This is a genomic window from Pseudomonas mosselii (genome assembly GCF_005796105.1).
In the GTDB taxonomy this organism is placed as follows: domain Bacteria; phylum Pseudomonadota; class Gammaproteobacteria; order Pseudomonadales; family Pseudomonadaceae; genus Aquipseudomonas; species Aquipseudomonas mosselii_C.
The window spans coordinates 47295-59657 of the sequence record NZ_VAUO01000015.1 but is presented as its reverse complement, the minus strand read 5'-3'; the positions used below and the strand labels follow the sequence as shown (position 1 = coordinate 59657).

The 12363-nt window shown below is 61.0% G+C and carries 11 protein-coding genes and 1 tRNA gene; 11 read left to right on the top strand and 1 reads right to left on the bottom strand.

Annotation, left to right across the window (positions count from 1 at the left end):
* Positions 1-88 precede the first annotated feature (88 nt).
* The 4 genes from carA (at position 89) to FEM01_RS21510 (ending at position 5450) form a co-directional block, all read left to right on the top strand.
* Positions 89-1225: a glutamine-hydrolyzing carbamoyl-phosphate synthase small subunit gene (gene carA / locus FEM01_RS21525; protein WP_138221477.1), complete on the top strand. Its 1137-nt coding sequence runs from the start codon at positions 89-91 to the stop codon at positions 1223-1225.
* A gap of 106 nt (positions 1226-1331) precedes the next feature.
* Positions 1332-4553: a carbamoyl-phosphate synthase large subunit gene (gene carB / locus FEM01_RS21520; RefSeq protein WP_138221476.1), complete on the top strand. Its 3222-nt coding sequence runs from the start codon at positions 1332-1334 to the stop codon at positions 4551-4553.
* On the top strand, positions 4550-5032 hold the full coding sequence (greA, locus tag FEM01_RS21515; RefSeq protein ID WP_171031007.1) for a transcription elongation factor GreA: 483 nt from the start codon (positions 4550-4552) through the stop codon (positions 5030-5032). Before carB ends, greA begins: the two co-directional genes overlap by 4 nt.
* Positions 5010-5450, top strand: coding sequence for an MFS transporter (locus tag FEM01_RS21510; protein WP_138221475.1), 441 nt, complete (start codon positions 5010-5012; stop codon positions 5448-5450). Before greA ends, FEM01_RS21510 begins: the two co-directional genes overlap by 23 nt.
* Positions 5451-5577: 127 nt before the next feature.
* Here FEM01_RS21510 and FEM01_RS21505 read toward each other — a convergent pair whose 3' ends face one another.
* Positions 5578-5886, bottom strand: a complete 309-nt coding sequence (locus FEM01_RS21505) for a YhbY family RNA-binding protein (RefSeq protein WP_138221474.1) — start codon at positions 5884-5886, stop codon at positions 5578-5580.
* 102 nt (positions 5887-5988) lie between these two features.
* Here FEM01_RS21505 and rlmE point away from each other — a divergent pair, with 102 nt between their 5' ends.
* From rlmE to FEM01_RS21470, 7 genes are all read left to right on the top strand, one after another.
* Positions 5989-6615 carry a 23S rRNA (uridine(2552)-2'-O)-methyltransferase RlmE gene (gene rlmE / locus FEM01_RS21500; RefSeq protein WP_138221473.1) on the top strand — a complete coding sequence of 209 codons (627 nt, stop codon included), beginning with the start codon at positions 5989-5991 and terminating at the stop codon, positions 6613-6615.
* A gap of 201 nt (positions 6616-6816) precedes the next feature.
* Positions 6817-8724, top strand: a complete 1908-nt coding sequence (ftsH, locus tag FEM01_RS21495; RefSeq protein WP_138221472.1) for an ATP-dependent zinc metalloprotease FtsH — start codon at positions 6817-6819, stop codon at positions 8722-8724.
* A gap of 8 nt (positions 8725-8732) precedes the next feature.
* The gene (gene folP / locus FEM01_RS21490; RefSeq protein ID WP_138221471.1) at positions 8733-9584 is read left to right on the top strand and encodes a dihydropteroate synthase; all 852 of its coding nucleotides are present in this window, start codon (positions 8733-8735) and stop codon (positions 9582-9584) included.
* 16 nt (positions 9585-9600) lie between these two features.
* Complete coding sequence (gene glmM / locus FEM01_RS21485; protein ID WP_138221470.1) at positions 9601-10941, top strand: phosphoglucosamine mutase; 1341 nt, start codon at positions 9601-9603, stop codon at positions 10939-10941.
* Between the two features lie 66 nt (positions 10942-11007).
* Positions 11008-11763 (top strand): triose-phosphate isomerase, encoded by a 756-nt coding sequence (gene tpiA, locus FEM01_RS21480; protein ID WP_138221469.1) that lies wholly within the window; start codon positions 11008-11010, stop codon positions 11761-11763.
* Between the two features lie 4 nt (positions 11764-11767).
* On the top strand, positions 11768-12160 hold the full coding sequence (secG, locus tag FEM01_RS21475) for a preprotein translocase subunit SecG (protein ID WP_138221468.1): 393 nt from the start codon (positions 11768-11770) through the stop codon (positions 12158-12160).
* A gap of 21 nt (positions 12161-12181) precedes the next feature.
* Positions 12182-12267: transfer RNA gene (locus FEM01_RS21470), tRNA-Leu, on the top strand.
* Positions 12268-12363 lie beyond the last annotated feature (96 nt).

The following is a 12363-nucleotide window of genomic DNA, read 5'->3' as shown; positions in this document are numbered from 1 at the left end:
CATGAAAGCGGGGTGACGTGTCCATACGTCACTCCGCTTTTTTGCAACCTGCGATCGCCCTTTCATGCTTGATTTACGGGAGGTCTTCTTGACAAAGCCAGCCATACTCGCCCTTGCCGACGGCAGTATTTTCCGCGGTGAAGCCATCGGTGCCGACGGTCAGACCGTTGGTGAGGTGGTATTCAACACCGCTATGACCGGCTACCAGGAAATCCTTACAGACCCTTCCTATTCGCAGCAGATCGTCACCCTGACCTACCCGCACATCGGCAACACCGGCACCACGCCGGAAGACGCCGAGTCGAACCGTGTCTGGTCCGCCGGCCTGGTCATTCGTGACCTGCCGCTGCTGGCCAGCAACTGGCGTAACACCCAGTCGCTGCCGGAGTACCTGAAGGCCAATAACGTGGTTGCCATCGCGGGCATCGATACGCGTCGCCTGACCCGTATCCTGCGTGAGAAGGGCGCTCAGAACGGCTGCATCCTGGCCGGTGACGACATCACCGAAGAAGCCGCCATCGCCGCTGCGCGCGCCTTCCCGGGCCTCAAGGGCATGGACCTGGCCAAGGTCGTCTCCACCAAGGAGCGCTACGAGTGGCGCTCCAGCGTGTGGGAGCTGAAAACCGACAGCCACCCGACCATCGACGCTGCCGATCTGCCATACCACGTCGTTGCCTACGACTACGGCGTCAAGCTGAACATCCTGCGCATGCTGGTTGCCCGTGGCTGCCGCGTGACCGTGGTGCCGGCTCAGACGCCAGCCAGCGAAGTGCTGGCGCTGAATCCGGACGGCGTGTTCCTGTCCAACGGCCCTGGTGACCCCGAGCCGTGCGACTACGCGATCCAGGCGATCAAGGACGTGCTCGAGACCGACATTCCGGTCTTCGGTATCTGCCTGGGTCACCAGCTGTTGGCCCTGGCCTCCGGCGCCAAGACCATGAAAATGGGTCACGGCCACCACGGTGCTAACCACCCGGTCCAGGACCTGGACACCGGCGTGGTCATGATCACCAGCCAGAACCACGGTTTCGCTGTCGACGAAGCCACCCTGCCGGGCAATGTCCGCGCCATCCACAAGTCGCTGTTCGACGGCACCCTGCAGGGTATCGAGCGTACCGACAAGAGCGCGTTCAGCTTCCAGGGCCACCCTGAAGCGAGCCCAGGCCCGACCGACGTCGCGCCACTGTTCGATCGTTTCATCGATGCCATGGCCAAGCGCCGCTGAGCATCCTGCATCAAGGCCCCGGGGCGGCCCACGCCGCGCCCGGAAGCGCCTGACCCAGATTGTTCAAGACGGCTTGCCGACTGACCCGCGGATTTGAGTGACAACCATGCCAAAACGTACAGACATTAAAAGCATCCTGATTCTTGGCGCTGGCCCGATCGTGATCGGCCAGGCCTGCGAATTCGACTACTCCGGCGCCCAGGCTTGCAAAGCCCTGCGTGAGGAGGGTTTCCGCGTCATCCTGGTGAACTCCAACCCGGCCACCATCATGACCGACCCGGCCATGGCCGATGCCACCTACATCGAGCCGATCAAGTGGCAGTCGGTGGCCAAGATCATCGAGAAAGAGCGTCCAGACGCTGTCCTGCCGACCATGGGTGGCCAGACCGCGCTGAACTGCGCCCTGGACCTGGAGCGCCACGGCGTTCTGGAAAAGTTCGGCGTCGAAATGATCGGTGCCAATGCCGACACCATCGACAAGGCCGAAGACCGCTCGCGCTTCGACAAGGCCATGAAGGACATCGGCCTGGAGTGCCCGCGCTCCGGTATCGCCCACAGCATGGAAGAGGCCAATGCGGTCCTCGAGAAGCTCGGCTTCCCGTGCATCATCCGTCCGTCCTTCACCATGGGCGGCACCGGTGGTGGTATCGCCTACAACCGTGAAGAATTCGAAGAAATCTGCGCCCGCGGTCTGGACCTGTCGCCGACCAAGGAACTGCTGATCGACGAATCGCTGATCGGCTGGAAGGAATACGAGATGGAGGTGGTCCGCGACAAGAAGGACAACTGCATCATCGTCTGCTCCATCGAGAACTTCGACCCGATGGGCGTGCACACTGGTGACTCGATCACCGTGGCGCCGGCACAGACGCTCACCGACAAGGAATACCAGATCATGCGCAACGCCTCGCTGGCGGTGCTGCGTGAGATCGGTGTCGAGACCGGTGGCTCCAACGTGCAGTTCGGTATCTGCCCGAACACTGGTCGCATGGTCGTGATCGAGATGAACCCGCGTGTATCGCGTTCGTCCGCCCTGGCATCGAAAGCCACCGGCTTCCCGATTGCCAAGATCGCTGCCAAGCTGGCGGTCGGCTACACCCTCGACGAGCTGCAGAACGACATCACCGGCGGCCGTACCCCGGCGTCCTTCGAGCCTTCGATCGACTACGTCGTCACCAAGCTGCCACGCTTCGCCTTCGAGAAATTCCCCAAGGCCGACGCCCGCCTGACCACCCAGATGAAATCCGTCGGTGAAGTCATGGCCATCGGCCGGACCTTCCAGGAGTCCCTGCAGAAAGCCCTGCGCGGTCTGGAAGTCGGTGCCTGCGGCCTGGACCCGAAAGTCGACCTGGCCAACCCGGAAGCCGCCAGCATCCTCAAGCGCGAACTGACCGTGCCGGGCGCCGAGCGTATCTGGTATGTCGCCGATGCCATCCGTTCGGGCATGACCATCGAAGCGATCTTCGAACTGACCGGTATCGACCTGTGGTTCCTGGTGCAGATGGAAGATCTGATCAAGGAAGAAGAGAAGGTCAAGACCCTGGCCCTGTCGGCGATCGACAAGGACTACATGCTGCGCCTCAAGCGCAAGGGCTTCTCGGACCAGCGCCTGGCCAAGCTGCTCGGCATCACCGACAAGAACCTGCGTCGCCACCGCCACAAGCTGGAAGTGTTCCCGGTCTACAAGCGCGTCGACACCTGCGCGGCCGAGTTCGCCACCGACACCGCCTACCTCTACTCCACCTATGAGGAAGAGTGCGAGGCCAACCCGTCGACCCGCGACAAGATCATGATCCTGGGTGGCGGCCCGAACCGTATCGGCCAAGGCATCGAGTTCGACTACTGCTGCGTGCACGCAGCCCTGGCGCTGCGTGAAGACGGTTACGAGACCATCATGGTCAACTGCAACCCGGAAACCGTCTCCACCGACTACGACACCTCCGACCGCCTGTACTTCGAGCCGCTGACCCTGGAAGACGTGCTGGAAGTCTGCCGCGTCGAGAAGCCGAAGGGCGTGATCGTCCATTACGGCGGCCAGACCCCGCTGAAACTGGCTCGCGCCCTGGAAGAAGCCGGCGTACCGATCATCGGCACCAGCCCAGACGCTATCGACCGCGCCGAAGACCGCGAGCGTTTCCAGCAGATGGTGCAGCGCCTGAACCTGCTGCAGCCGCCAAACGCCACCGTGCGCAGCGAAGAAGAGGCCATCAATGCCGCAGGCGGCATCGGCTACCCGCTGGTGGTGCGCCCGTCGTACGTGCTCGGTGGTCGCGCCATGGAGATCGTCTACGAGTTGGACGAACTCAAGCGCTACCTGCGTGAAGCGGTCCAGGTCTCCAACGACAGCCCGGTCCTGCTCGACCACTTCCTCAACTGCGCCATCGAGATGGACGTGGATGCGGTCAGCGACGGCACCGACGTGGTGATCGGCGCGATCATGCAGCACATCGAGCAGGCCGGTGTTCACTCCGGTGACTCGGCATGCTCGCTGCCGCCTTATTCGCTGAGCCAGCAGGTGCAGGACGAAGTCCGCGTCCAGGTCAAGAAGATGGCCCTGGAGCTGGGCGTTGTCGGTCTGATGAACGTGCAGCTGGCCTTGCAGGGCGACAAGATCTACGTGATCGAAGTCAACCCGCGCGCCTCGCGTACCGTGCCATTCGTCTCCAAGTGCATCGGCACCTCGCTGGCGATGATCGCCGCGCGCGTCATGGCTGGCAAAACCCTGAAGGAACTGGGCTTCACCCAGGAAATCATCCCGAACTTCTACAGCGTCAAGGAAGCCGTCTTCCCGTTCGCCAAGTTCCCAGGTGTTGACCCGATCCTCGGCCCTGAGATGAAATCCACCGGTGAAGTCATGGGTGTGGGCGACAGCTTCGGTGAAGCGTTCGCCAAGGCCCAGATGGGGGCCAGCGAAGTTCTGCCAAGCGGCGGCACTGCGTTCATCAGCGTGCGTGACGACGACAAGCCACAAGTGGCTGGCGTTGCCCGCGACCTGATCGCCCTGGGCTTCGAAGTAGTCGCCACGGCTGGCACCGCCAAGGTGATCGAAGCGGCCGGCCTGAAAGTGCGTCGTGTGAACAAGGTGACCGAAGGTCGTCCGCATGTGGTTGACATGATCAAGAACGACGAAGTGTCGTTGATCATCAACACCACCGAAGGCCGCCAGTCGATCGCCGACTCGTACTCGATTCGCCGCAATGCGCTGCAACACAAGATTTACTGCACCACCACCATTGCGGCCGGTGAAGCCATCTGCGAAGCGCTGAAGTTCGGTCCTGAGAAGACCGTTCGTCGCCTTCAAGATCTGCATGCAGGACTCAAAGCATGAGCATTACCAAGTACCCGATGACCGTCCAGGGCGCGCGCGCCCTGGAAGAAGAGCATCTGTTCCTGAGCAAGACCGAACGCCCGCGCCTGAGCCAGGCGATTGGTGAAGCCCGCGAGCTGGGCGATCTCAAGGAAAACGCCGAGTACCATGCCGCCCGTGAGGAGCAGGGCATGGTCGAGGCGCGTATCCGCGATATCGAAGGCCGTCTGCAGAACTCGGTGGTGATCGACGTCACCACCATCGCGCACACCGGCAAAGTGATTTTCGGGACCACCGTGGACCTGGAAAACACCGAGACGGGCGAGCAGGTGACCTACCAGATCGTTGGCGAGGACGAGGCTGACATCAAGAAAGGCAAGCTCTCGGCCAGTGCGCCAATCGCACGCGCCATCATTGGCAAGGAAGAGGGCGATACCGTTGTCGTCAAGACGCCAAGCGGCACGGTCGAGTACGAGATTGTCGAAGTCAAGCACATCTGACCGACGCCTGCGGGCGCCTTCGCTCGAGGGTATCCTCTGGCAGCTGGCCCAGGTGTTCTGGGTCGGCGGCCTTTGGGTGTTCCACGTGGGGCTGGTGCCGGCGCTGAAAGTCAGTGGTCTTGCACCGTTGCTGGTGCATGACGTGGCCGCGCAGATCGACCGCTGGTTGATCGGCGTGGCGATGCTCGGGCTATTGACTCAGCTGGCGGTATTGGCGAGGGTCGATGGCCTGACGGCCTGGTGGCGGCAATTTCGCGGCCAGATGCTGTTGCTTGGCTTTGGTGCCTGTGTCGGGTACTACACGCTGCGCTACGGGATTTCCGTAGGGGAGCGTTGGCAGATGTTCTGCTTCCTGGTGTTGGGCTTCTCCGGCATCGTGCTGGTGGCCCAGCCGGTCCCGGTCAGGGCGCGGCGCTAGTCCAGACTTGACGCGACCCTTGTAGGAGCGGCCTTGCGCCGCGAAAGTCAGCCTTGCAGTAGATGCAGCCGGGGCCGCTTGGCGGCCCTCTCGCGGCACAAGGCCGCTCCTACAGGGAGCGTGTCCGTTACTTGTAACGGTGGATATTGGACAGCTGTTTGTTCGGCTGTGGGTTCTTGCGGTAGATCAGCGCTTTCTTGCCGATGGTCTGCACCAGCTCGGCGCGGCCGACCTTGCACAGTTCGGCAATCGCGGCAGCGCGCTCTTCACGGTCTTCGGAACGGATTTCGACCTTGATCAGCTCGTGATCGACCAGCGCCCGTTCCAGTTCGGCGACGACGCCTTCGTTCAAACCATTGCCCGCGACGATCAGAACCGGTTTCAGGTCATGACCAATGGACTTGTATTGCTTCTTCTGCTCGTTGTTGAGCGGCATAATCTGACCCTTTTCGTCTGATTCTGTAAAATTGACGGGCATTTTACCCGAGGGCCTGTGGCTCCGCCCAGTCAATCACGACGCATATCATCGAGGTGCCCCGTGGTACAACGTTCCAAAAGCAGCGCAAACTGGCTGCGCGAGCATTTCAACGACCCCTTCGTCAAACAGGCGCAGAAGGACGGCTACCGTTCGCGCGCCAGCTACAAGCTCCTGGAGATCCAGGAAAAGGACAGGCTGATCCGTCCTGGCATGAGCGTGATCGACCTCGGCGCCGCGCCTGGGGGGTGGTCCCAGGTGACCAGTCGTCTGATTGGTGGGCAGGGCCGTTTGATTGCCTCTGACATCCTGGAGATGGACGCAATCGCCGACGTGACCTTCATCCAGGGCGATTTTACCCAGGACGAAGTGCTCGCCCAGATTCTCCAGGCGGTGGGCGATTCGCACGTGGACCTTGTGATTTCCGACATGGCCCCCAATATGAGTGGTACGCCCGCAGTGGACATACCGCGGGCGATGTTCCTTTGCGAGCTCGCGCTCGACCTGGCAACCCGTGTACTGCGCCCTGGTGGCGACTTCCTGATCAAGATCTTCCAGGGTGAAGGTTTCGATGTGTACCTCAAGGAGGTACGGGGCAAGTTCGACAAGGTGCAGATGCGCAAGCCGTCGTCTTCGCGGGACCGCTCCCGCGAACAGTACCTGCTGGCCCGCGGTTTCAAAGGGGTGTAAGCGGTTTTGCGGGGCGCCCGATAGTTATTTCCAATCGGCTGCCGCGTCAGGATCGTCCGAACTTCGTGTAGTCTAGCTTTCACAAAGGGTTACAGACGGTGCCTGCGGCTGCGTAGGTAATGTAGTAAGTTAGGGCGATGAATATCATGCGAGGCACGGCTGCGTCGTGCGCCGGCCTCAGAGGGTAGCGAATTGAACGACATGGCAAAGAATCTGATCCTGTGGTTGATCATCGCCGCCGTCCTGGTGACGGTGATGAACAACTTCTCCAGCCCTAACGAGCCGCAGACCCTCAACTACTCCGACTTCATCCAGCAGGTCAAGGATGGCAAGGTCGAGCGCGTGACCGTCGACGGCTACATCATTACCGGCAAGCGCACCGACGGTGACAACTTCAAGACCGTGCGTCCTGCCATCACCGACAACGGCCTGATCGGCGACCTGGTCGACAATCACGTTACCGTCGAAGGCAAGCAGCCTGAGCAGCAGAGCATCTGGACGCAACTGCTGGTGGCAAGCTTCCCGATCCTCGTGATTATCGCCGTGTTCATGTTCTTCATGCGCCAGATGCAGGGTGGTGCCGGCGGCAAGGGTGGCCCGATGAGCTTCGGCAAGAGCAAGGCGCGCCTGCTCTCCGAAGACCAGGTCAAGACGACCCTGGCAGATGTTGCCGGTTGCGACGAAGCCAAGGAAGAAGTCGGCGAGCTGGTCGAGTTCCTGCGCGATCCTGGCAAGTTCCAGCGCCTGGGCGGGCGTATTCCGCGTGGCGTGCTGATGGTCGGCCCGCCCGGTACCGGTAAGACCCTGCTGGCCAAGGCCATCGCTGGCGAAGCCAAGGTGCCGTTCTTCACCATTTCCGGCTCCGACTTCGTTGAAATGTTCGTTGGTGTCGGTGCCAGCCGTGTGCGCGACATGTTCGAGCAGGCTAAAAAGCACGCACCGTGCATCATCTTCATTGACGAGATCGACGCCGTTGGTCGCCACCGTGGCGCCGGCATGGGTGGTGGTCACGACGAGCGCGAGCAGACCCTCAACCAGCTGCTGGTCGAAATGGATGGCTTCGAGATGAACGATGGCATCATCGTCATCGCCGCGACCAACCGCCCGGACGTGCTCGACCCAGCGCTGTTGCGTCCAGGCCGTTTCGACCGCCAGGTGGTGGTTGGCCTGCCGGATATCCGTGGTCGCGAGCAGATCCTCAAGGTCCACATGCGTAAGGTCCCGATTGGCGAGAACGTCAACGCTGCTGTGATTGCTCGTGGTACGCCTGGCTTCTCCGGTGCTGACCTGGCCAACCTGGTCAACGAAGCGTCGCTGTTCGCCGCCCGCGCAAGCAAGCGCCTGGTGGAAATGAAGGAGTTCGAGCTGGCCAAGGACAAGATCATGATGGGCGCCGAGCGCAAGACCATGGTCATGTCCGAGAAAGAAAAGCAGAACACAGCTTACCATGAAGCCGGTCATGCCATCGTCGGTCGCATCGTTCCCGAGCACGACCCGGTCTACAAGGTGTCGATCATCCCGCGTGGTCGCGCCCTGGGTGTGACCATGTTCCTGCCCGAGGAAGATCGCTACAGCCTCTCCAAGCGTGCGTTGATCAGCCAGATCTGCTCGTTGTACGGCGGCCGTATCGCCGAAGAAATGACCCTGGGCTTCGATGGCGTCACCACCGGTGCTTCCAACGACATCATGCGCGCCAGCCAGATTGCCCGGAACATGGTCACCAAATGGGGCCTGTCCGAGAAACTCGGTCCGCTGATGTACGCAGAGGAAGAGGGTGAAGTGTTCCTCGGTCGCAGTGCTGCTAGCCAGCACGCCAGTGTATCCGGCGAGACCGCCAAGCTGATCGACTCGGAAGTGCGCGCGATCATCGATCAGTGCTACGCCACCGCCAAGCAGATCCTCACGGACAATCGTGACAAGCTCGACGCGATGGCCGATGCCTTGATGAAGTACGAAACCATCGATGCCGACCAGATCGACGACATCATGGCGGGCCGCACGCCACGCGAGCCGCGCGACTGGGACAATGATGCCGGCACTTCTGGCAATCAGGCTTCTGAGGGTGATCGTCCGGAGTCGCCGATCGGCGGTCCAGCGGCTCAACACTAAGGGCATCTATGACCTTTCAGCAGTACCCGACCCGGTTGCCTTGCGGCAGCCGGGTTCTTGATTTGTCCCGTACCCACGTCATGGGTATTCTCAACATCACCCCCGACTCGTTCTCCGATGGTGGGCGCTTCAGTCAGCGTGACGAAGCCCTGCGGCACGCCGAGGCGATGGTCGAGGCGGGCGCCACGCTGATCGATGTGGGGGGCGAGTCAACCCGCCCGGGCGCGCGGGCAGTGTCCCCTATCGAGGAACTCGAACGCGTCGCGCCTATCGTCGAGGCGATCAACAGTCGCCTGGATGTGATCATCTCCGTCGATACCTCGACGCCCGCAGTCATGCGTGAGTCGGCCCGCCTCGGTGCCGGCTTGATCAATGACGTGCGGGCCTTGGAGCGTGACGGTGCGCTGGATGCGGCAGCCGATACCGGCCTGCCGGTGTGTCTGATGCACATGCGTGGCGAGCCGGGTAACATGCAGGACGACCCGCATTACGATGACGTGACCGTCGAGGTGGGGCGCTATCTGGAACAGCGCATCGCTGCCTGTGCGGCGGCTGGCATTGCTGCCGAGCGCATCATCCTCGACCCGGGTTTCGGGTTTGCCAAGAACCTGGCGCATAACCTGAGCTTGTTCAAGCACATGGAGTCGCTCTATCGACTCGGACGGCCGCTGCTGGTGGGTGTCTCGCGCAAGAGCATGATCGGTCTCACCTTGAATCGCCCGGTCGACCAGCGCCTTTATGGCAGCCTAGCCCTGGCGGCGCTGGCCATGACCAAGGGTGCCAGCATCCTGCGCGTGCACGACGTGGCCGAAACCGCCGACGTGGTGCGCATGATCGCAGCGGTGCAGGGCGCCGAATAAGAACACTGGAGTTCCTATGAGCAGAAAATACTTTGGCACCGATGGTATCCGTGGCCGCGTTGGCCAGTACCCCATCACCCCGGACTTCATGCTGAAACTCGGCTGGGCCGCAGGCATGGCCTTCCGCAAGCAAGGCAATTGCCGCGTACTGGTGGGCAAGGACACGCGAATTTCCGGCTACATGTTCGAGTCCGCCCTGGAGGCGGGCTTGTCCGCAGCAGGCGCCGACGTGATGCTGCTCGGCCCGATGCCGACACCTGCCATCGCCTACCTCACCCGGACCTTCCATGCCGAGGCCGGTATCGTCATCAGTGCTTCGCACAACCCGCACGATGACAACGGCATCAAGTTCTTCTCCGGGAATGGCACCAAGCTGCCCGACGAAGTCGAGCTGATGATCGAGGAACTGCTCGACCAGCCGATGAATGTGGTCGAGTCGAGCAAGCTGGGCAAGGTTTCGCGTATCAACGATGCCGCCGGTCGCTACATCGAGTTCTGCAAGAGCAGCGTGCCTACCAGTACTAATTTCGAAGGCCTGAAGATCGTCGTGGACTGTGCCCATGGCGCGACCTACAAGGTCGCCCCGAGCGTGTTTCGCGAGCTGGGTGCCCAGGTCACGGTGCTCAATGCCGCGCCTGATGGGCTGAACATCAACGAGAACTGTGGCTCGACCCATATCGAATCCCTGCAAGCCGCCGTGTTGGTGGGGCATGCTGACCTTGGTATCGCCTTCGATGGCGATGGCGATCGGGTGCTGATGGTCGATCACACCGGCGCTATCGTCGACGGCGACGAACTGCTGTACATCATCGGCCGCGACCTGCACGACCGTGGCAAGTTGCAGGGCGGCGTGGTCGGCACGTTGATGAGCAACCTGGGCCTGGAGCTGGCATTCAAGGAGCTGGATATCCCGTTCGTGCGTGCCAAGGTAGGCGATCGCTATGTGATGGCCGAGCTGCTCGAGCGTGAGTGGTTGCTGGGTGGCGAGAATTCTGGGCATGTGGTGTGCTGCAACCACACCACCACGGGCGATGCGATCATCGCCGCGTTGCAGGTATTGATGGCGCTCAAGCGCCGTGGCGATACCCTGGCCCAGGCTCGTCAGGGGGTGCGCAAGTGCCCGCAGGTGCTGATCAACGTGCGCTTCGAGGCAGGCAAGAGCGATCCGTTGGAAAACCCGCGGGTCAAGCAGGCCAGTGCCCAGGCTACCGAAGACATGGCGGGCCGCGGGCGCGTGTTGTTGCGCAAATCCGGGACCGAGCCGCTGGTGCGGGTAATGGTCGAGGGTGACGACGAAAGCCAGGTGCGTGGCCATGCCGAAGCCCTGGCCAAACTGGTCGCGGAAGTTTGTGCCTGAAAGAGGCTTGCCAGCGCAGATCGGGTTGGGTAAGATCTGCGCCCACTTTGACCGACGAGGTAAAGCATGCGTCGCCCCATGGTAGCTGGTAACTGGAAAATGCACGGTACCCGCGCCAGCGTCGCTGAGCTCACTCGTGGCTTGGGCGAAATGCCCATTCCTGGCGGTATCGAAGTAGCGGTGTTTCCACCGGCCTTGTTCATCAGCGAAGTTGTCGATGGGCTCAAAGGCAAGGGAATCATCGTAGGCGCACAGAATTCTGCCGTATTGCCCGAAGAGGGCGCGCTGACAGGTGAAGTTGCACCGAGTCAGTTGGCTGAAGTCGGTTGTAAGTTGGTGTTGATTGGTCACTCTGAGCGTCGCCAGATTATTGGTGAAACCGAGGAAGTGCTGAATCGCAAGTTTGCAGCCGCACAAAAAAGTGGTTTGACGCCAGTGCTCTGTGTAGGGGAAACTCTCGAAGAGCGTGAGGCAGGCAAGACGCTAGAAGTTGTAGGGCGTCAACTAAGCAGTGTTATCGACGCGTTCGGTATCAAGGCTTTTGCCAATGCAGTAATTGCCTATGAGCCTGTATGGGCCATCGGTACAGGTTTGACGGCCTCGCCCCAGCAAGCCCAGGATGTGCATGCAGCCATCCGTAAGCAGCTGGCAGCGCAGGACGCCGAAGTTGCCGGTAACGTGCAGCTTCTCTACGGCGGCAGCGTGAAGGCGGCCAATGCGGCCGAACTGTTCGGCATGCCGGATATCGATGGGGGGCTCATTGGTGGAGCGTCCCTGAACGCAGACGAATTCGGTGCAATTTGTCGCGCCGCAGGAAACTGAACAAATGCTGGAAACAGTCGTAGTTGTTTTTCATCTGTTGGCGGCGTTGGCGCTGGTTGTTATGGTGCTGCTGCAACAGGGTAAAGGTGCGGAAGCAGGTGCATCTTTCGGCGCAGGTGCTTCAAATACTGTGTTCGGAAGCCAAGGTTCCGCTACCTTTTTGAGTAAAGTTACTGCTATACTTGCTGCCACTTTCTTTTTGACTGCACTTGGGTTAGGATACTTCGCCAAGCAGCAGGCTCACCAGCTCACTCAAGCTGGTCTGCCAGATCCAGCAGTGCTGGAAGTCAAAGAGCAAAAGCCGGCAGTCAATGATGATGTACCGGTGCTCCAGCAGCAGAAGAGCGAAGCCACCCAATCCGGTGACGTACCTCCTCCGGCGAAAGAGCAGCAGTAACGGGTTTCAAGAAGTAGTATTGCCGAGGTGGTGGAATTGGTAGACACGCAACCTTGAGGTGGTTGTGCCCATAGGGTGTAGGGGTTCGAGTCCCCTTCTCGGTACCAATTGAAGCATGAAAGCCCGCTTTGAGCGGGCTTTCTTGCAGGTGGAGGTTAGATTGACCCTGTAGGGGGTTCGGTCTTATACTTTCGCCCCAGCTT

What these genes read in the sequence shown, in the direction of transcription:
- carB (WP_138221476.1), top strand. Translation starts at nt 1,332, where the DNA reads ATGCCAAAACGTACAGACATTAAAAGCATCCTGATTCTTGGCGCTGGC.
- folP (WP_138221471.1), top strand. Translation starts at nt 8,733, where the DNA reads ATGACCTTTCAGCAGTACCCGACCCGGTTGCCTTGCGGCAGCCGGGTT.
- FEM01_RS21505 (WP_138221474.1), bottom strand. Translation starts at nt 5,886, where the DNA reads ATGCCGCTCAACAACGAGCAGAAGAAGCAATACAAGTCCATTGGTCAT.
- ftsH (WP_138221472.1), top strand. Translation starts at nt 6,817, where the DNA reads ATGGCAAAGAATCTGATCCTGTGGTTGATCATCGCCGCCGTCCTGGTG.
- glmM (WP_138221470.1), top strand. Translation starts at nt 9,601, where the DNA reads ATGAGCAGAAAATACTTTGGCACCGATGGTATCCGTGGCCGCGTTGGC.
- greA (WP_171031007.1), top strand. Translation starts at nt 4,550, where the DNA reads ATGAGCATTACCAAGTACCCGATGACCGTCCAGGGCGCGCGCGCCCTG.
- tpiA (WP_138221469.1), top strand. Translation starts at nt 11,008, where the DNA reads ATGCGTCGCCCCATGGTAGCTGGTAACTGGAAAATGCACGGTACCCGC.
- secG (WP_138221468.1), top strand. Translation starts at nt 11,768, where the DNA reads ATGCTGGAAACAGTCGTAGTTGTTTTTCATCTGTTGGCGGCGTTGGCG.